The organism is Shewanella sp. DW31 (assembly GCF_015767295.1).
Classification (GTDB): Bacteria; Pseudomonadota; Gammaproteobacteria; order Enterobacterales; family Shewanellaceae; genus Shewanella; species Shewanella oncorhynchi.
In genome coordinates this window covers 212,601-233,386 of sequence record NZ_JADWMP020000005.1, presented here as the reverse complement: position 1 = coordinate 233,386, position 20,786 = coordinate 212,601, and the positions used below count along the sequence as shown (strand labels likewise).

Here is a 20,786-nt window from a genome sequence, read left to right as displayed (position 1 = left end):
CTCAATTGTCGTTGCAGATGATGTAGGTTCTTGGAATAGCCCCTTCCAGGGGCAAGTCAAAGCCGCCTTCTAAGAAGGCGGATTCTTTACTTAAAAACTGTGGTTAACAATCAATGTCAATTCTTCTGCTTCATCGAGAATATTTGGTTTTACTGTGATGTCTCAGGATTAACGAGATTAAGCACTCGTATGTAAGTGACCGTTGGCGGCATGGATGCCGCCGTCGAGCCTATAGGGATATATTCACGGCGAGTCACTGGAATGAGAGTGCTTAATCATTAGTTATGTCGTCACTCATGTGTTTATCGCTTTAAAAAGAACTCATCTCACAATCCCTACTCTATGATTTTTATCAATTAGCCTCGCTCATAATCGATTTCATTCGGTATTTAATACAGCAAACCGAGCAAACACACTACGGTGCTGGCGGGTAATATGGGCTGTAGCCAACGCGGCTTGTAGCTGAGTAAAATCACTAGAATTATCGAACTCAAACATACCCAGCCAAGCAGTAATACGCTGGCGTACGCTGGGCCGTAATGACGACTGGCAAGCCAATAGCACAGGACGAGCGTTGCAGTACCAGCGGTGCGAAATCCGCGTGCCTGTGCATCGGTTAACGGGCGGTTACGCACGGCCCGGTGGTGGCCAAAATAAGACAATGCCAACAGCCCCATGGCGATAAAACAGGTTAACAATTCGCCTGTGGCTATCATGATTCAACTCCTAATTCTGCCGTCGCTTTGGTTACCCGTGTAGCCAGCACTTTTTTAGGGCTACGCAAGCGTTTGGCTGCCATGTAAAACAGCGCTGCAAGTGCGAGCATCATGAGATCAAATCCTGCGAGAACATAGGCTTGGCGCTGTAGATTGCTTATCAGCTGAAACTGTGAAGTCATGGCGTTGAGCAGAGGTAGCAGGCCATAAAGCAAGGATGTGAGTAAAAAGAGTCGTTGCCATGTTTGTTTATCTCGTTTGAAACAAGCGAGCAGTGCGACTAACGCCCAACTGATAAAGAAACAATGGATTTCCCAGTTCTCTCTATCCGCAAAGGTGACGGGTAAGAGTCGATTGGCATAAAAATAACAGGCTAACGCAATGGGCAGGCCAGCAAAGGTGGCGAGATTCAACATGTTCACTAGCGTGAGCCCGCTATGATTCTTATCTTTTTTAAGCTGCTTTTTTGCCAGTTTATCGGCCCACATAATCGCGCCGCTGGCGATCATCACGCAGCCCGTTAATCCCGCCAGTAAATACAGTAAACGTAGGCCTTGGCCAGCAAAGCGACCACTGTGCAGGGCTATCATGGCACTTTGGGTTTGATTCGCTCCCGAAGTCACAGCCGACTGCGCTAACACAGCACCGGTCACAGTAGACAAGTGATACCAAGGCGCTTGCTGATTTAAGCTGTGCTCAGGGGCGATTTTGACTGTTACGCTGGCATTGCTGTCGTTGAGATTATCAAACTGCAAGCCTTCAAGTGGCGACTCACCCACGACACTGTGAATCGCACTGAGTAAACTCTGACTATCGAGCATAGTGGCTGGTGTGCCAGTGGCGGCGGGAGTTTGGTAAATGGGTTTCCATTGCGAATAAAAGGCTTGAGTTTCATCACCATATTGCGTGTTAAGTCCCCATGGCATATACATAAACATCAAAGTCACTAGGCCGGTGTAAGTGATCATAAGATGAAAGGGCAATGCGAGAACTGAGCTGGCGACATGGGCATCTAACCAAGAGCGCGGGCCTTTTCCGGGGCGAAAACTAAAAAAATCCTTAAAAATACGTTTGTGGATCACTATCCCGCTGATGATGGCGACTAGCATGAACATAGTGCAAAAGCCGACAATCCAACGCGCTGTGAGCACACTCATATAGTACAAGTCGAAATGCAGTCGATAGAGAAAGTCGCCCCCTCGGCTTTCCCGTGCTTTAGGTAAGGCTTCACCTGTCGCAGGGTTAATAAAGCCTTGATGATAATCACCAAATCGCTGGCCTTCAGCGGCGGGATCGCTCCATGCATAGGTCAGTAATGGCACCCGTTGTGTGGGTAAGTAAATCCACCACGACTCAGCGTCAGGCGCTTGTTGTGCCAAGGACGTGAGGCCCTTGAGTATTAATTGTTGATTATCCGCATTGGCATCATATTGGCTGCCGTGGTTTTCGGGTTGCATCCACAGGTTGATTTCAGCACGGTAATAGGCCGCTGTTCCGGCGAAAAAAACCAGAAACAACACCCAGCAGGTGAGCAATCCAACCCAAGTGTGTAGCCAAGTCATTGAACGAAAAAAGGAGTCTTTCATAATCCACTCCCTTGAGCACTTGTAGCATCAAACGCTTTAGCGGCGAGGTAAGCTAAATACAGCAGACCGCTGAGCGCGAATAAATCCAGCCAGTATCGCCATGTTGATTTAACGCTGAACACCCAAATCACGGCGCAGGTGTACACAGTAAATGACAGCATCATGGCGGTTAACACCCGATCAACCTGAGATAACGGCAGGATTTGTGCGAGCAAAATAGTCGCTACCGCACTTAACAAATAGCCACCAAAGGTTGCTGCGAGGCAGCGATTGCCTATGTGCAGGCTATCGTTCCTGATGGCTGACGTTTTCCAGCGCATCAGTCTTTGTGTTAACGGTGGAGTCATGTTGGTTTTTTCAGTCATGATGGTGTGCCACTTCTGCTGAATTTGTTTTGTGAGTGCGGGATAGCACAGAGATTAACAAGGCGGGTAAAAAGGTTAAGCTGAGTAGCGTTGCCACGATAAGACCTGCCAATACCACTATGCCAACGCCGCGGTAGAGTTCGCTGCCAGCACCGGGGAATAACACCAGCGGCAATAAGCCAAACAAGGTCGTCGCGGTAGACATTAGAATCGGTCGTAATCGACTGGCGACGGCAGATTTGACGGCATCAACGACACTAAACTGACCCGATTGCAGGTTTTTACGGCTCTGTTCCACGATCAAAATCGGGTTGTTAACGACTGTGCCTAATAGGATTAGAAATCCAAGCATAGTAATCATATCAAAGGGTTGGTGCCAACCTTGGCCGCCAAGATACGCAAATAAGCTGCCAGTATAATTAAGCGCTTGTAAGCCGACTAAACCGCCCGCAAGTCCGAGCGGGATAGTGATCAGCACAAATAACGGATAACCCCAGTGATTAAAAATCGCGACTAATAACAAGTAGATGATCAACACGGCGACCAGAAAATTGCTGGAGAGTGCCGCTTTCGTCGCTTCGAGTTGATCAGCTGCGCCCGAAATGTCCAAACTGACATCTTTGCCGACAGCACCCTGTTGATAGAGGATGGGGACTAATTCTTCCCGCACCTTAGCCACAGCGGTTTCTAACGCAATGGAACGCGGCGGAATAATGTAAAGGGTCACGGTTCTGCGGCCATCGACGCGGCGTAAACTGTCGCTATCCATTTGCTCGCTAATGTCGGCCAAGGCTTGCAGTGGCAGTACATTGCCCTTAGGCGTGACTATCGGAGCGAGCGCTAATTGCGACAGACTCTGTTGATTGCCTGCCAGACTAAATAGAAAGATATCCACCTTGTTATCATTGAGGAAAAACTCGTCGACATAGGCGCCATCGCTCAGTGCCGAAACCGCATAGCCAAACTCGCTACCGCTAAAATCTTGTTCTACAAGACGTTGCCAGCGAGGGGAGATCTGCCACAGCGGTTGGTCTAGCGACAAGGTCGATGGGTCAGAATACAGCTGCGGCTCGGCAAATACTTTTTCCGCCGCTTGATACGCCGCTTCGGCAGCGCGATAGAGACTGGCTTGATTCGGGCCAGAAATATCCAAGGCGACAGCGCGGGTGCCACCATCGTTGCTGGAAATAATGGAACCCCGCGATGAATAGGCGCGCATGCCCGGATATTGCTCAAACAAGGCGGTGAGTGAACTCATCATGGCATCCATATCTTGGCTGCGAACGGGTTCGCTCATCACCCAAATACTGCCGACACCCACGCTGAGGGTATAGTATTTTAGCGGCGGGATTTTTTGCTCACCACGTTCAAAGGATGCCGCCTCGGCATTGACTCTCGCGGATAGCTGAGTCGTTAATTCTTCAGCAATTTTAGCCATTTCCGATAGGTTGTAACCCGGCGGTGCGACCATAGAAGTAAAGGCTTTTGGTTCTTCGCCTTCGGGTAAATATTCGGCCGGAGGCATAAGCCAAGCCGCAAGCCCGATCGTCGAGACGAGTGACAGCACAATCACAAAGGCGCGGCGTCTTGCCGACAGTACAAGTTGGCTGACTAAGCTCAATATGCGTGATGCTTTGGGCGGCTCACTTTGGTTTGTCTGCGCCGAGTGCATCTTACCGAAACCAAAACGGGCAATAGCGGCGGGTACGATGAACACCGCGACCAGCATAGAAGCGATAATGGATGAAGCGATGGCAATCGCGATATCCGAGTACAGTTGCCCCGCTTCTTGTTTGATAAATAGAATGGGTACAAACACTAGCACTGTGGTGAGCGTCGAGGCTAATACTGCGGGCCAGACATCGTAGATACCACTTATGGCTGCTTCGAGACGCTCTAATCCGCGTCTGCGCGCTTGTTCAATGCTTTCGAGCACCACAATGCTGTTATCGACCGTCATGCCTATGGCAAAGGCAACACCCGCCAGTGAAATGACATTAATAGTGCGATTAAACACCAGCAGCCCGACGAAGGCGGCTAAGGTACACAGCGGAATACCGATAACACCAATCAGGGTGGCTCGATTCGAGCGTAAAAAGAGATACATCACTAAGGTTGCTAGTAAGGCACCTAGGCCTAAATTGACCCACACATTTGCAACCGAATCTTGCACATAGCGTACATCATCACTGAATAACTCTAATTGCATGGCGTGCTGGGCGAGTTGATTTTGATTGATCTGCGCTATCACGGGCATCATGGCATCTTTGATGGCGATAACGTTAGAACCGACATCCCGTTTGACCGCTAAGCTGAGAGTACGTTCTTGTTCGGCAAAGGACAGTTCTCGGATCTCGGCGTGGTCGAGTTTTATCTCGGCAACGTCTTGCAGCAGAATATTCGTATTACCTTGGCGTTTTAAAATCAGTTGCTTAAGTTGATTTAAATCCTCAAAACGGCCAATTACCCGCAGTAAATAACGTTTTTTACCACTGTCGATATCGCCCGCAGAAGTGTCTTTGTTGCGATCTCGAATGGCTTGGCGCACGTCCATAATGCTGATGCCGCGTTGGGCGAGTTTGGCAGGATCGAGCCGTATTTGGATTTGTCGTTCAGCGCCACCTTGAATGGTGACGGAGGAGACGCCTTTGACGCGCTCCATTTGTGGGCGAATAAAGTCGTTAGCGAAATCGCGCATCATGTCTATGTCTAGATTCAGCGGGTTCCCCGCGACAGGCACGAGGCGGAAATACATGAAAGCGTTGTCTGAATATGAACTGCTGTAAAGCCGTGGTTGGTCGACGTTTTCTGGGTAGGACGATACTTGGCTGAGCGCATTGCTAACACGAATAAGCGCATCGCTTATCTCAGTGCTTTGGGGGAATTCGAGTTCTATCCATGCCGAACCCGTATCAGCCCAAGATGTCATGCGTTGTAAGTTGGGCAGGGTGCGCAGGTAGCGTTCCTGCTCAAGCAGAATTTCTTTCTCGACGTCTTGCGGTGTTGCTCCCGGCCAACCTGTGGCGACACTGATGGTGCGCACATCTAAGTCGGGGATCATTTGGATTGGGATACGCAGTGCTACAGCCGTGCCCAATACGCAAAATATCAAGACGATGACAGACAGTAAGGTGCCATGTTTAATTCCAAACTTCAGCATCCCACTAACCTCCTACAGCAGAGTTGAGTACAGAGACTGGCTGTTGGTCTTGTAGGCTTTCGTTACCGCGGATCACTACGGGCGCGTTTTTAGGTAATGGGCTAAGGATTTCAATCCCGATGGCGCTCGTGTGGCCCACTTGAACGGTATGCCGTTGGGCTATGTTGTTTTGCACGGTAAAGACACTGAACTGGCCGTCCGGGTGACGAACTAGCGCATCTTGCGGCACGACAACACTGTGTTGCGCCCGCTGTAAGTGGAAGGTCGCAGTGGCCGATGTGCCGGGCATCAAAAGTCCACTCGCATCAGGAATGGTTAAGCGCACCAAGAAGCTGCGAGCATTGTGGTCGCTCACGGGGACGAGTGCATTCACATGGCCGATAAACTGCTGTTCAGGCAGCATATCTGCGGCAATATCGACTTGAGTTGCAGTGGCTATGTTTTGGAACATTTCCTGTGGGACTTGAATATCGAGCCAGAGCTGTTCTTGGGATACTAAGGTGAAGATTTCAGTGCCGACATTGACCCATTCACCGGTTTCAGTTTGTTTGCTTGAAATCACTCCCGCAAACGGCGCGATCAGTTGGTGGCGGGCGACCACCTCTTTTTGGTGTGCTAATGCCGCCGTTAAACTCTGCAGATTAGCTTCGGCTTCGGTTAACGCCGCTTGACGAATCGCGCGCTCAGTTTCGGGAAATAATTGCTGAGAACTGAGTGTTTGCGCTTCGGTGAGGAGTCGCTGCTTTTCTGCCAGCATGGTCTTAGCGGCCATTACATCGGCCTGACGCTGTGCTAATTGGTGTATGGCTAAGGTGTCATCGAGTGCGAGCAAAGGCTGGCCAGCGGTAACGTTAGAGCCCGCATCGACCAGTACTTTGGCAACTAGGCCATCGGTACGTGCAGATAAGCGGGCTACCCGTGCGGATTTAATGGAGCCACTGAGTGGCAAAAGTTCATTGGTACTGCCTGTTTGGGGCAAGGCGACTGTTACAGGTGCTGTGCTTGCGTGTACTGCAGAACACAGCATGTATAAACCTATCATTAAATAACGCACGTTAACTCCATCTCACTATAAGATTTTTACTGAGTGATAAAACTCGTGGTGGTGATGTGTAAAACGCTATCAACCTCGTTGCCTGCGAGTGTTTGTTTACCTTCTGTGGTGTGATTACTGACGAGCAAATAGCGGCCCGCATCTGGGGTATCGAGGGCGAATTTACCTTGGGCATCGGTGGTGAAAGATTTACTCCAAAAACCGGGGCGATAAACTTGTACTGGATGATTCACCAGTGGTGCGCCTTTATAGCTAAGCACAAACTCGGGAACGCCTGACTTTACTGGTGTAAATTCAAAATCTTGCAGCGCTTTTGTGTGTTCTTGTCCCGTGCGGGCATAGAGTATTGCAGCCTGCAATCCGGTCTCGGTTTTCCATGGTTGCCACGCGGTATCGGCATAGAAACTGATGTCACTCTTGCTATCTTGGGTTTTGACCAGTAGATGATCGGCTTGTGCTGTGGCGGTTAACGGCGTCTTGGCATTGGCGGCGAAAATACGCGCCGCGCTTAACGATGCTAACTCTTCTGCCGAAGCTTGCTCTGAACCCGGTTCGCCAAATTGCACTTTAACCGAACCATCGGTATTACGCTCAAGCCATACTTCATGTGCTTGAGCCGAAAAAGCGATACCGCCGAGTAAAGTGAGTATTACAAGTGCTTGTTTCATTTGATCATCCTTAATGTTATTTCGGGTTAGGGCTATGTTTTAGAGCGTCCAACGTAGTGACAGTGTGGCATTACGTGGCTCGCCAAAGTCGGCGTAACCCCAGAGTGAGCGGTTGTAGTTCTTGTCAAAAATATTGTTAATGTTCAATTGCATAGAAATAGAAGGTGTGATTTGGTAGCCAAACATTAAGTCAACGAGTGAGTAGGCTGATTGTGTTTGGCGGTAAGCCACATTCGGCGCGCCATCGACACCCCAAATAGTGCCTTGATAGAAGGTGCTGCTCTGCCAGCGCCAGCTCGCACCTGCAGTAATGCCCGGCAGAATATCTTCAAAGTTATATTTAGTGGTGAGTTTGAAGATATCTTCGGGCAGATAAGTTTGACGACGTAGGCCATCTTTATCTTCTGCATTGTTGTGGGTATAACCACCGCTGATATCCCATAAGTCGGTAAGACGTCCGGCAATTTCTAACTCATAGCCTTTGGTGGTAATCCCATCCACACTTTCGTAGATAGAGTCACCGGAAGGTAGCTGACCTTTACCTGCATATTCGGGTTCGTTGTCTTTATTGGTTTCGTAGACGGCGGCTGACATGTTTAGCGTGTCATCGAACAGCGCGACCTTGACGCCGCCTTCGACGTTTGTGCCTTCTGCAGGTTCGAGCAGTTGGCCATCTTCACCAAAATAGGTGCCAGGTTTGAAGATTTCAGTACGGCTAGCGTAGACAGCAATCTGCTCGGTCACATCGTAGACTAGGCCGTAGTAGGGGATGAAAATACCGGTTTTTTCCATGGTCGCATCTGTGCTGTTACCCACGAGATCATGCTTTTCATAGGACCAGTTACTTACGCGTCCACCGACCATTAATTTCAGTGAATCCAATACATTGACACGGACAGTGCCGTAAACACCCGATTGGCTTTGCTCATTGGTTTGGCCATTGGTGGGTGAATTAGGAATATTAGGCTTGGGGTAATTGCCCTGATCCGCGACGTTATAGCGACGTTGGCGTCCAGATTCAGTGTTGATGTTATCGAACTCGTTGTCACCGTAGTTAAAACCGATCACAGCGCTATGTTCACGGCCGAGTAAGTCGAAGTTACCCGTTGCATACAGGTTGAAACTGTTGGTATCTGACTCGCGATCATGTTGGGCGGCATAGGTATCGCCCCAAGGGCCAACAAATTCGCCGGTTGATTTGACGATATAATCGCCTGGGTAAAAGGCCAATGCGTCTATGGTGGCGTTAGCAATACGATAGGCACTGACGAGTGACCAGTCGTTATCGAATCTATGTTTAAACTCGGCCATGAGACTTTTTTGGGTCACGTCCCAATGGGTCCAGTCCTGTGAGCTAGAGTAGTTGCGGCCAAAATCGACAGCTGTGCCATCGGTATAAAATGCGGGATTAGAGTTCCAGTTATACACACCGTCGGTTTGTGATTTTTGATAGTCCGCAAACAGCGACAAGCTAGTATCTGTGCCGAGACTCGTTTCAACTACGCCATAGAGCACTGTGGTATCGCGCTGATAGCGATCGATAAAAGAATCGCCTTTCTTCACCGCACTCACGAATCGACCTTTCACATTGCCCGAATCCGTTAGCCAGCCAGAAACATCGGCTTCTAATCTATAGGTATTCCATGAGCCATAACTCGCACTTGCCGTGGCGCGGGTGTCATCCGTTGGACGTTTACGAATAAAATTAACCGTGGCAGAAGGTTCACCTAAACCACTTAAAATCCCAGCCGCACCTTTTAATACTTCAACCCGTTCGGCAATCACAGGGTCTAAACCTTGATCAATTGAGCCGCTGTAAACATGGGATGAAGAGGTTGTGATTAAGCCGTCAATTTGCACCCCGCTGTCGAGTGCATAACCGCGCACGAATATCTGACTATTTTCAGAGGCATCGCCCACCATAGTGACGCCAGGAGTGTGATTTAACACTGACTCCATAGTGACCAAACCTTTGTCACTGATCATCTCTTCGGTAATCAAAGTGACGCTTTGTGGGGTTTCTTTGAGTGACATAGACAAACCCGTGGCGCTATTCATTGCCGCGCGGGTGTATGTTCCTACCACGTTCAATCTTTCTATCTGTTCTGTATCTTTTTTCTCATCTTGCTTAGGGTCAGTATTGGCTTGAACCGTCAGAGTAAGTGTGCTGAGAAGTACAGGGATCAATGGCGAGCGCCAAGACGTTAAAGCAGATAGGGGAGGCATGGTATTTCAATCCTTTCAGGCGATTTCAGATTAAATAATGATTGGTGATCCTGAGTGCAAATAAAGTGTTTAGGTGCAAATGAGAATCGATCGCATGATAGGTTTGTTGAAAATAAATGCAATATGCTCAATGTGTAAATTGTTTAAGCTGGGTTGTAACTTATTGGCGAATAGCTTGTCAGCGAGCTGTGATAAGCCGTCGCAGTGGGATCTGAGGTTTTAGCGCATGCCTTACTATAACTCGGTTTCAGGGCATCGACTGGGAACAAAAGCTGTTGTGACTCAAGTTCCTTTAGCTAACAAAAAGGCCACAGTCGTTACTGACTGTGGCCTTTAATCTTTACAATTGAATCGAAATCCAACGGACTTGTTAAGCCTAAAAGTATGATTTACACCTTAGGTTTACGCCCGCACTTGGCCTGTGCCTGAGACTAAATACTTCTCAGCGGTCAAGGATTCGAGTCCCATTGGGCCGTAGGCATGTAGCTTAGAGGTCGCGATGCCGATTTCTGCTCCAAGGCCGAGTTCGCTGCCGTCGGAGAAGCGCGAAGAGGCATTGACCATTACCACAGAAGCATCGACCGCACGTTGGAAGTGTGCGGCAGTGACTTCGTTTTCGGTGCAAATCACTTCGGTGTGCTGGCTACCAAAACGGGCAATATGTTGGATAGCATGGTCAAAGTGATCGACTTGGCGAATGGCAATTTCGAGATCTAAATACTCTTGGCCGAAATCGTCTTCTTCCATGTAAGTACAGTTTTCAAAATAACCACCGGCTTGAGTACAAGCGTTGATTTTAACCTTATGCTTGGCCAGCGCTTTGGCTACTTTAGGCAGGAATTGCGAGGCAATTTCTTGGTGTACTAATAGGGCTTCGAGGGCATTACATACGCCAGTGCGCTGGGTTTTACCGTTGAGCAGTAAGTCCATAGCAATATCCAGATCGGCATCTTTATCGACGTATAAATGACACACGCCTTTAAAATGCTGGATCACTGGGATTTTACTGTTGTCAGTCACAAAGTTTATCAAGCCTTCGCCGCCGCGGGGAATGATCACATCGATATAATCTCGTTGCTGCAGCAGTTCTAGCATGAGGGCGCGATCTGGGTCGGGCACCACTGTGATTAACGCCTCGGGCAAGCCGTATTGTTTCAATACGCTTTGTAAAATAGTGGCGATAATTTTACTGCTGTGCAGCGCCTCTTTACCACCGCGCAAAATCACGGCATTACCGGATTTAAAGCACAGGGCACCCGCATCGGCGGTGACATTGGGGCGCGCTTCATAAATCATACAAACCACGCCCAATGGAACGCGCATCTTACTGATGGATAAACCATTAGGTCGTTGACCAATATAGCGTTCGTTGCCAATGGGATCGGGTAAGGCAGCGATGGTTTCAATCCCTACTGCCATGGCTTCTACGCGTTCTGGTGTTAGCGTTAAACGGTCGAGCATTGCAGGGGCAAGGTTATCGGCTGTTGCTCTGTGTAGGTCAATCAAGTTAGCGCTTTGGATTTCGTAGGACTTTTCACGTAATGAACGCGCCATGTCGAGGAGTACAGTATTTTTAAGCTGTTCGTCAACTTGGGCGAGAATAAGAGCCGCTTTGGCAGCTTCTTGAGATAAGTTTTTGATTAAATTCATATTTACTCCGCTCAGATGTTTACTCGCTTAGTTTTATTCGGCTGATGCTTATTCGAGAATGGCGATGTTTTTCTCGGAAATAATCGGTCCAGTCTTTTGCTGAAATTCACTGGCAAACTCGCGATCGTCTTGGTCCGTAATAAAGCTAAGTAAACAACTGCTGTAATTTGATTTGGCCTTGGCCAATTTAGTGCCATCGTCTTTGCGTACTAAAATGGTGTCACCGACAGAAAAGTCCCCATTGATTGCAACGACATCGTCACTGGTCAATTGCTCGCTATGGATATCAAGGGCGATATTAAAGTCATTTTCAACAATGACTTCGCCTTGAGCCTGCGAGGTATGTGTCATCCAGTGCAAGTGATCCTGCATTGGCTTCTCATCGGGGGTAAATAAGGTTCCTGGGTTTTGGCCCTTCAACAATTGGTTGAATGAGTCGGCATCAAAACCATTAATAATAAAGGTTTCGATCCCGTGGGAAATCGCCTTCTTGGCGGCTTGTATCTTAGTCCGCATTCCCCCCGTACCGACGGCACTGCTGGCGCCGCCCGCCATGGCGTAGATCTCGGCATTAATCTCGGTCACCTGCTTGATAAGCTGTGCATCGGGATATTCATGGGGGTTTTGCGTGTAAAGCCCATTCACATCCGAACAGATAATCAGCGTATCGGCATCGGCCGCCGCGGCGACCATGGCCGAGAGATTATCGTTATCGCCAACTTTGAGCTTGTCGGCGGTGACGGCATCGTTCTCGTTGATGATAGGCAATAGCCCATGTTCGAGTAGGCTGAAAATCGTGTCTTTAATACTGATGTAACGATCTCGATTGCGTAAATCACCGTGGGTTAACAGTAGCTGTGCGGTTGGGAAATCAAATAACTTGTTCCATGTGGCCATCATATCGGCCTGACCCGCTGCAGCCATGGCTTTTTTCACTGTGACGCTCGGTTTATCAACCTCGCCAAAGTGATGCCATCCTGCAGCGACGGAGCCCGAAGAGACCAAGACAACTTGGATCCCTTGGGCACGACAATAAGTAATAAATTGGGCAATGCCGAGTAAGTAGTGACTGCTGCAACCTTGTTTGTGTGGAGCAATCAGGGCACTACCGACTTTAACGACAATGCGTTTCCAGGATAAGTCAGTCATACCTGCGCGCCTCATCTGTCTTCGGCTAAAACACGGCCAGCCTTATGGAATAATTTAGTGGTTTTGGCACAGGGATCAGTATCGAGTAACGAGACTATCCAAATCACCACACTGCTCACGGCAAAGCCGGGGATCATCTCATACACCACTGTGGTTAAAGCTTTACCGTCAGCAAGTACTGGTGCATAAATCCAAAACAGCACTGTGGCTGCACCTGACACTATGCCGGCAATCGCGGCTTTGTGGGTTAAGTTAGCTTTATACAAGCTAAACAAGACTAACGGACCGAAGGCTGCACCGAATCCTGCCCATGCATTACTCACCAGTGATAGCACACTGCTAGAGCGGTCAAGCGCCAGCAGACTTGCGACAATTGCCACGCCAGCTACGCCAAAACGTCCCATTTTCACCATGTCTTTTTCGCTAGATTCTTTCTTCGAGATCACGCGATAAATATCTTCCGTTAGCGAGCTTGATGACACTAATAGTTGCGATGAAATGGTGCTCATGATCGCGGCTAGAATTGCGGCTAATAAGAAGCCACTAATGATCGGATGGAACAACAACTCAGAAAACACGATAAAGATGGTTTCAGGATCGGTCAGCTTCATGCCAAATTTATTGGCGTAAGCGATACCGACAAGACCTGTTGCCAGTGCACCCACAATGGTCACTGTCATCCAGCCCATACCTATGTGTCTGGCGGTTTTAATGTCAGCGACTGAACGAATAGCCATAAAGCGCACAATAATATGCGGTTGGCCAAAGTAACCGAGTCCCCAAGATAAGCTTGAGATAAGCCCTAACATAGTGACGTTTTGCATGGCATCGGTGAAGTGTGGAATCGATTGATACGCAAAGTTCAGCATAGTGTCAGCGCTGGTAAACTCTTGATATGCCACCACGGGCACTAAGATTAAAGCGACAAACATGATACAGCCTTGGACAAAGTCAGTGAGGCTCACTGCTAAGAATCCGCCCAACAAGGTATAAGAAACCACTACGCCGAGGGTGACGACTAAACCTATGTCGTAGTTCAGGCCGAATGCTGACTCAAATAACTTACCGCCAGCCACTAAACCCGCTGAGGTATACAAGGTAAAGAAGATCACAATGATCACGGCCGAGATAATTCGGATACTGCTGTTGGCATTGCCGAAGCGTTTAGCAAAAAACTCCGGGATAGTAAGGGCGTTATCCGCGACTTCGGTATAGACCCTTAATTTGGGTGCAACGACCAAGTAATTAATTAGAGCACCAATTAATAGTCCAAGTGCGATGTAAATGGTTTCGAAACCAACCAAAAACATTGCGCCGGGAAGACCCATTAGCATCCAGCCACTCATGTCAGATGCACCCGCTGAGAGTGCGGTGACCTGTGGGCTCACCTTGCGGCCGCCCAAAATATAGCCGGATACATCGCTGGTGGATTTTTTATAGGCGAATAAGCCAATAGCAAGCATGGCGATAAAGTAAATCGCTAAGGAAACGTAAGCCAGGTAATTCATGGATTATTTGTCTCCTAACGCTTTGTTATTTTGAATAATACTCGGTTTCAAAATGACAAAGAGATAGGTGCTTAATATTGCGCATAAACACATAAACTGCATTGTTTCCTTGGCGTGTAATCGGGTAAAGCTTGCTACTTGCGAGATAAGATTTTCCTCTGGTGGGTTCTCCGTAGACATAATTGCTCCTTGGTTGATAATTGAATTTATATCACCAATATAGTTAGTGATCTAATTATATTAAGGCATTTTATCGGCCAAATATCAAGCTTCTATTGGATTTAAATGGTTGTGGCGGCGGTACGAGAGTAGCTTTTGGGGCGGAAAATAGTTTGAGAACTGACTATTTTGCTGAGGTGTTTTTCTGCTCGGCGATACTGTGGGCAGTGCGTTCGAAGGTTAATGTGATGCGTTCAAACATCCCTGTAATCAGAGTGAATTGTTCGTGGGGTAACGGGCATTGCGCCAGCGCTTGTAATAAGGCCTCGCTGCTGATGTTAAACTCTTCTGCGACTTGGCCGTGGGCGCAGGCGATAAATGCTTGGCCTAAATTGTGTTGCCAGAGGTTGAGTGCATTTTCTAAGCCTAAGCCTAAGTCTGAGTGCGTATCTGAAATCCCCTGCAACATGCGCCGCATTCGAATCGACACATGGCCTAGATTAAGTGCAGTGAACACCAGATCGGTAAATACCCTCGAACTCTTGCCCGAGCCTTTTTCGTAACTGGCTATCCGCAGCAGTCGATCGCCCATGCGGGCGTTAAACCAAGGCTCAGGATCGCTATGCTGCGCGATATGCACTAGATCTTTTTGGATAGATTGCAGCAGACGATATTGCATCAACCGCTGGCTAGGTTCGGTAATCAATTTAAACAACCAATACAGCACAGTGACGCCAACAAAAATCGCTAAGGCATTGCTGACGGTGTTTTCTATCGCAAATGAAATGGTATTACTGGGCTGTACTAATACCGCAAACGGCACGCAAATCCCGAGACCATAGGGTAAAGTCGGTCGATTCGCTAAAGCGAGTAGCCCAATAAAAAAGGGGCCTGCGAGCACTAAAATGAGGATTTCGAAATCGCCGCTACTCTCTGCCAGCAAAGGTAAAGCGTAAAACACTGTGAGGGGTACAGCGATAGTGATACCGACAAGAATACGGCGCAAAATCGTGGTTAGCATCGGCAGTGGCTGGCGCGCCATCATGATGGAAAAAACCACTGGCATCAGGATCATCATGAGTACCGCGCTCGATCCTGTGCCGATCCACAGCGAAGCCCCAATGACAAATACCGCCATGCTGCGTAGACCGGTCGTAAACCCTATCAGTGGATCTCGGTGAAATTCCATTGGCGGCGCGTTGAGTTGTACCGCAGAATTGCTTGTCAGTACGTTATAACTCTTGAGCACCATGATGAGATCGGCGCTTAACTCCATCGCAACTTTGAGTAAGCGAGTCTCTAATGGGGTTCGGTCGCGGTATTGCATCAGGTTTTGTTGGAGTTGATACCTTAAAGTACGCGCCATTTTGTAGCATTCTTGGTCATCAGTAGATTGCGCCATCAGGGTAAAACTGCTGCGCATATTGGCTAAGGTTTTCGCGAGCGGTTCGCTGACCAGATGGGAGTGATTACGTTGTAATCGGCCAAATATTTGGATTGCCGCCAACAGCGAAAGGGTTTTATTGCAGAGAAAGTTCGCCGCATGGCTTTGCCCGCGTCCTTCTGGACCTTCATAAATCACTGCGCTGGAGTCGTCACTCAGCGCCGATACTGATTCCATAATAGTGTCGATATGTTCATGGCGGCTCGCATGTACGCCCTGTAAATCGAGTTCTAATGCAAGATAGTTAAGCGTTTGATTAATTGTGTTTTTAGCATGCAGTTGCAGACCATGTTTTACCTTAGTCGGCCAAAGTAGCGAACTGACCAAGACGGCACAAATTGCGCCGACGATAATTTCGCTGATCCTCGCCTGCGCCACATCGAATATTTTTGCACTATCGGCTGTGCCTGGGCTTGCCATCACAATGAGCACTATCAAGCAGGCTGTCATGCCCGCCATAGCAAAGGCATAGACAAAGTTTTGCTGGCGCACCATGGCCGACAACCCAGAATTTAACCCTATCCAGCAGGCGAGTAATCCTAAGGCGAGTTCGGGATAGGGTATAAACCCGTTGAGTATGGCAATCCCCGCGAGCGCACCGACTAAGGTGCCGCCAATTTGGCATAAGCCCTTTTCGATCACGAGTCCACTTTCGGGGCGAATTTGCAAAAATACCGCTGACACCAGCGCCCAATATGGCCGTTCTAAATTTAAAAACATGGCCACATATAAGGCGAGCGCCATCGAGATCACGCCTTTAATCGCGAAGATGAGGGTTCGTCGGTCAGGAAAAAATAAACTCTTAAGTAACAGCGTCATAATGACTATTTTTCAGTCTGTAGCTGGATGGAAACTGTCATGCCGACGCTCAGCTCTATGTCCTTAGGAATGCTATCTAGCTGGATATCGACCGGAATACGCTGCGACAACCTCACCCAATTAAAGGTTTGGCCGATTTGCGGCAATAACTGTCCATTCGTGGTGACATTGGTATTGGCGATTGCTTTACCTATGCTGACCACTTTGCCGTGCAAGACATGGCCGCCACTCATTAGGCTGACATCGGCGTTTTGACCTATGTGAACCAAGGGGATTTTGGTTTCTTCAAAATACCCTGTGATATAGAGAGAGTCTTGTTTGACGAGCGAAAATACTGAGTTGCCTTTGCTGACATAGTTGCCATTACGCAGGCTTAAATTGATCAGGGTGCCATTTTCGGGAGCGTGAATTTGCGTCCGCGCTAAGTCAATTTTGGCGGTATTCAATTGTGCCTGTGCGAGTTCATAACTGGTTCTTGCCAGTTCGGTATTGATAAAGGCTTCGTCGAAGGTTTCTTTGCTGACTAAGTTGGCGTTGGTCAAACCAATACGGCGTTTGTATTTATGTTTTGCCAGTTCCCATGCTAATTTTTGGCTTTCCGCTTTGGCATTCAATTCGGCAATGGTGGCTTTGTAGCGGGTATCGTCCACTGTGAACAATACATCACCTTTATTAACGACTTGATTGTCTTTTACATTCAGTTGGTTCACCCAACCGGATACATCTGGCGCTATGGTAATGATTTCGGCGCGAACTCGGCCGTCGCGGGTCCAAGGAGAATAAAGGTAGTGCGACCATATCCAATGTCCGGCGATACTTGCAATCGCGACCACAATAAGGGTGAGGCTGATACGAAAGATTTTTCCCATGAACAATCAACTCCCAAGCAAGTAAATGACCAACGCCAGATAGCAGATAAACAGCCCAACTTCGAACCAAGCCGCGCGCCACAGCTTGTGATAGAGCCCAGTTTGATAGAGTACCCAGCGAGTGATGCAGGAAAGCAGAAAAGCTAAGGGGATAAAGATAATTAATGGACTAAATAACAAACCATCGAACGCGAGTTCTTTAAGCATTACGCTATTCATCCCGATGACAGTGGCGCAGCGATAACCGCACTAAGTGTTTAAAATGCAAAGTACTCAGTCGAGATTATAGGAAAGTCGCGTGAGAGTTAATGGTTTTATGCTATCTGTGATCAATTAGGGCCAGCATAAGCTGGCCCTAAATATGATGAAATCAAAGCGAAAATCGCTTCTACCTCATAGTAACAAACTCTTCCGCGCCCGTTGGGTGGATAGCCACCACAGCATCGAAATCGGCCTTAGTCGCGCCCATTTTCATGGCGACGCCGAAACCTTGAAGGATTTCGTCCATACCAAAACCAATACCATGAATACCGACGACTTTTTCGTCCTTGCCAGCGCAGACTAACTTCATCTTACAGGCTTGGCGATGGGCCGTAACGGCTGTGTACATGGAGGTAAACGTCGAGGTATACACTTTGACGTTATCGTCGCCGTATTGAGTACGGGCTTCTGGTTCGGTCAAGCCCATAGTGCCGATAGGTGGATGGCTGAATACAACGGTTGGGATCAGGTTGTAATCCATTTTGGCATCTGTCATACCGTTAAATAAACGCTCGGACAACAAACGGCCCGCTTTAACCGCAACAGGAGTGAGCTCTACGCCCCCCGCCATAATGTCGCCGACACAGTAAATCCCTTTGTGAGTCGTATTTTGCTGCTCATCAGTGATGACATAGCCTTTGCTATCTAATTGCACTTCGGTATTTTCTAGGCCGATATTGCCTGTTGCAGGTGAGCGGCCAATTGCCCAAATCAAGCAATCGACTGTAATGCTTTCACCGTTTTCTAAGTTTAATGTCAGGCTGTCATCGGCATTTTTAACCACGGCTTTTGGCACGCTATGGGTGTGCAATGTTGGGCCTTCGGTTGCCATCGCATCGACGAGAGCATCGACTAATATAGGGTCAAAGTTACGCAGCGGCGCATGTTTACGCACTAATAAGTGAGTTTCACTGCCCAGAGCGTGTAACACGCCAGCGACTTCTACGGCGATATAACCCGCGCCAACAACGGCTACGCGCTTAGGTTGCTCGCGTAGGGCGAAGAAACCATCGGAGTCGATACCGTATTGCGCGCCAGGAATGTTCGGAATCGTCGGCGCGCCGCCAGTGGCGATAAGAATATGATCGGCGGTGTAATGTTCGCCGTCCACTTCGATGGTGTTGCCATCCACAAAACGGCCGTAGCCATTTAATAGCGTCACTTTATTGTTGGCAAAACCACGGCCATAGGCATCGTGAATACGACCAATGTAGGCTTCGCGGTTTTCGACCAAAGTGTTCCAATCGAATTTATTAACAGTGACGTCGAAACCATAATCTTTGGCGTAAAGGTTCATCGCTTCGGCAACATGGGCGCCATACCACATGACTTTTTTGGGCACACAACCTACGTTTACACAGGTGCCACCCACGTGTTTGGCTTCGATAAGTAGAACCTTAGCACCACGCATTGCCGCTCGGTTTGCTGAGGCGATACCGCCGCTGCCTGCGCCTAGGCAGATATAGTCAAAATGTTGAGCCATGAGTTTCTCCGTCTTACTTCAAGGATGAGATGCTTTACAGCAGAAGGTCATTGTAGGGGGCTTTGCGGTAACAGACCAGCCTATTGCATCACTAACGTATAAGGCATTGCTTTTAATAAAAATACTCCTAAAGTTGCATTCAGTTGTTATCGTGTGGCTGTTTCGCGGCGATATTGGCACTTAGAGTGATCGTTTTGAGCTGGGCCTTCTGCACCACATTTCAAACATTGCCACTCCTTTTGGCGGGCGCTGAGTTCATCGGCTTGATGCTGAGCAGCGTTATCTTGCTTGTCGCCGAGTAGGGACTCTAGCTGATCCATACGTTTATCGAGCCAACGGCAGTTAGGATCATTGGCGACATGTTCACGACTGGCGAGCTGTTGTTTGCGACTGAGTTTTTTACTCTTAGCGGCTTTGTTCGATTGAGTGGCTTTAGTTGATTTAGTGGTTTTGGATGGCTCTGCGGGTGTGACAGTGGGGGGTGAATACTCGAATGCACTTTGCACTTGGTTAGGCACATTAATCGGCTTGCCCTCATTGTCGAGCAAAGTGCCTAGGGGCAAAGGCGCGGTTTGTGTCGGTTGCGCTAAGGACTCTAGACTCGGTTCAGGCTCAGATACCTGTTGCGCATTAGTCGAGCTTGTCACTGGGATAAAAAGCAGGGGCAAGGTAATGATAGCGGTTCGGATAAGATAGAAATGATGCGTTAACATTCCCTGTTCCTCGGCAAAATCGATATGAATAGTGAGTCGCTCCGTCGACATTTTGAGTTTAGTTAGTGAGCTTTGTTTTTGCCAAATGTCGCGGGATAAATTGACAGAGGAAGGTTGCAATACAGCGCTAGAAACACAGAGCTAAAACGACGTTAAAACGTTATTGCAAAGTGGATGCCTGCATAGGTTTGATCCTGTGAACTCATATCGCCATTGGCTGAGGCTTCTTGCTCAATATCACTCTGGGCAATGCTGTGGCTAATGTGCCCGCTAATATTCATGCTTGGGGTCAGTTGATAATTCGCTTCGAGGCCAAACTGCAGGTTATTACTGCCATCGTGTTCTTCTGTGCGGTATTTAAAATCAAACCCTTGAGTGATATAGGGCGTGAGGCTGAATTGGTCTGTGATATTCCAATAACTGTGCAAACTCACTTCAATAAAGTAGCCTGCCGCCTCTGTGGAATAGACATAATTCACCGATGGTACCAACCAAGCTGTGGCGCTGTAGGCGAGTTCTGCAAATAGCTCGTTATCTTGGCAGCGGCTATTGCTATAGCCTTCAATGCGCTGATATCCCAGATTGGCCTCTAGGTTTTCGGCTAAGTCGAACCCATATTCAAGGCCGATATTCCACTCTGTATAGGCTTGGCTATCACCGCGTCCGACTAAGGCATAAGTGGTTAAGTTGCCGTGTTGAACGGTAGCATTGAGCCAATAAATACCCCCATTTTGCAAGTTATTGCGACCCTGTGAGACATATTTGCTGTCCCAACCTAAATCCAGCGTCACCGCCAAAGGTTCTGTTATCTGGCGGGGTAATATGGTGTTTGAAATACTATCGACTTGTTCTAGGCCCTCATTAGCAACTGCGTTGTGACTAAGGCAGTTGATCCCTAATGTGCAGAGGACGCTGGCGATAAGTTTCACTGAGTGTGTTGCCATATTTTTGCTGAT

At 48.4% G+C, this 20,786-nt stretch carries 17 protein-coding genes; all 17 read right to left on the bottom strand.

The window, feature by feature from the left end; all coding sequences use genetic code 11:
- Positions 1-389: 389 nt before the first annotated feature.
- The 17 genes from GWI56_RS06695 to GWI56_RS06615 all read right to left on the bottom strand — a co-directional run bounded on the left by GWI56_RS06695 (position 390) and on the right by GWI56_RS06615 (position 20,774).
- Complete coding sequence (locus tag GWI56_RS06695) at positions 390-716, bottom strand: DUF3325 domain-containing protein (protein ID WP_198572463.1); 327 nt, start codon at positions 714-716, stop codon at positions 390-392.
- The gene (locus GWI56_RS06690) at positions 713-2,302 is read right to left on the bottom strand and encodes a PepSY-associated TM helix domain-containing protein (RefSeq protein ID WP_198572462.1); all 1,590 of its coding nucleotides are present in this window, start codon (positions 2,300-2,302) and stop codon (positions 713-715) included. Before GWI56_RS06690 ends, GWI56_RS06695 begins: the two co-directional genes overlap by 4 nt.
- Entirely contained in the window at positions 2,299-2,667 is a 369-nt protein-coding gene (locus GWI56_RS06685; RefSeq protein WP_198572461.1) for a hypothetical protein, read from the bottom strand. The genes GWI56_RS06690 and GWI56_RS06685 overlap by 4 nt, the downstream gene beginning before the upstream one ends.
- The gene (locus tag GWI56_RS06680) at positions 2,660-5,827 is read right to left on the bottom strand and encodes an efflux RND transporter permease subunit (RefSeq protein ID WP_198572460.1); all 3,168 of its coding nucleotides are present in this window, start codon (positions 5,825-5,827) and stop codon (positions 2,660-2,662) included. Before GWI56_RS06680 ends, GWI56_RS06685 begins: the two co-directional genes overlap by 8 nt.
- Before the next feature lie 4 nt (positions 5,828-5,831).
- Positions 5,832-6,881 carry an efflux RND transporter periplasmic adaptor subunit gene (locus GWI56_RS06675; protein ID WP_198572459.1) on the bottom strand — a complete coding sequence of 350 codons (1,050 nt, stop codon included), beginning with the start codon at positions 6,879-6,881 and terminating at the stop codon, positions 5,832-5,834.
- Positions 6,882-6,907: 26 nt separating this feature from the next.
- Positions 6,908-7,549 carry a nickel transporter gene (locus GWI56_RS06670; protein ID WP_198572458.1) on the bottom strand — a complete coding sequence of 214 codons (642 nt, stop codon included), beginning with the start codon at positions 7,547-7,549 and terminating at the stop codon, positions 6,908-6,910.
- A gap of 39 nt (positions 7,550-7,588) precedes the next feature.
- Positions 7,589-9,775, bottom strand: coding sequence for a TonB-dependent siderophore receptor (locus GWI56_RS06665; protein ID WP_198572457.1), 2,187 nt, complete (start codon positions 9,773-9,775; stop codon positions 7,589-7,591).
- A 402-nt stretch (positions 9,776-10,177) separates the two neighbouring features.
- Positions 10,178-11,425 carry a glutamate-5-semialdehyde dehydrogenase gene (locus GWI56_RS06660; RefSeq protein WP_198572456.1) on the bottom strand — a complete coding sequence of 416 codons (1,248 nt, stop codon included), beginning with the start codon at positions 11,423-11,425 and terminating at the stop codon, positions 10,178-10,180.
- Positions 11,426-11,473: 48 nt separating this feature from the next.
- Entirely contained in the window at positions 11,474-12,574 is a 1,101-nt protein-coding gene (gene proB / locus GWI56_RS06655; protein WP_198572455.1) for a glutamate 5-kinase, read from the bottom strand.
- A gap of 11 nt (positions 12,575-12,585) precedes the next feature.
- Positions 12,586-14,082 carry a sodium/proline symporter PutP gene (putP, locus tag GWI56_RS06650; RefSeq protein ID WP_168826179.1) on the bottom strand — a complete coding sequence of 499 codons (1,497 nt, stop codon included), beginning with the start codon at positions 14,080-14,082 and terminating at the stop codon, positions 12,586-12,588.
- 3 nt (positions 14,083-14,085) lie between these two features.
- Positions 14,086-14,262 (bottom strand): hypothetical protein, encoded by a 177-nt coding sequence (locus tag GWI56_RS06645; protein ID WP_168826181.1) that lies wholly within the window; start codon positions 14,260-14,262, stop codon positions 14,086-14,088.
- A gap of 163 nt (positions 14,263-14,425) precedes the next feature.
- On the bottom strand, positions 14,426-16,504 hold the full coding sequence (locus tag GWI56_RS06640) for an FUSC family protein (RefSeq protein WP_198572454.1): 2,079 nt from the start codon (positions 16,502-16,504) through the stop codon (positions 14,426-14,428).
- Positions 16,505-16,509: 5 nt separating this feature from the next.
- On the bottom strand, positions 16,510-17,373 hold the full coding sequence (locus tag GWI56_RS06635) for an HlyD family secretion protein (RefSeq protein WP_198572453.1): 864 nt from the start codon (positions 17,371-17,373) through the stop codon (positions 16,510-16,512).
- Positions 17,374-17,379: 6 nt separating this feature from the next.
- Entirely contained in the window at positions 17,380-17,580 is a 201-nt protein-coding gene (locus tag GWI56_RS06630) for a DUF1656 domain-containing protein (protein WP_105250710.1), read from the bottom strand.
- 181 nt (positions 17,581-17,761) lie between these two features.
- The gene (gene gorA, locus GWI56_RS06625; RefSeq protein WP_113940197.1) at positions 17,762-19,117 is read right to left on the bottom strand and encodes a glutathione-disulfide reductase; all 1,356 of its coding nucleotides are present in this window, start codon (positions 19,115-19,117) and stop codon (positions 17,762-17,764) included.
- 146 nt (positions 19,118-19,263) lie between these two features.
- Entirely contained in the window at positions 19,264-19,830 is a 567-nt protein-coding gene (locus GWI56_RS06620; protein WP_198572471.1) for a hypothetical protein, read from the bottom strand.
- A 152-nt stretch (positions 19,831-19,982) separates the two neighbouring features.
- Positions 19,983-20,774 carry a hypothetical protein gene (locus GWI56_RS06615; RefSeq protein ID WP_198572452.1) on the bottom strand — a complete coding sequence of 264 codons (792 nt, stop codon included), beginning with the start codon at positions 20,772-20,774 and terminating at the stop codon, positions 19,983-19,985.
- Positions 20,775-20,786: the final 12 nt, after the last annotated feature.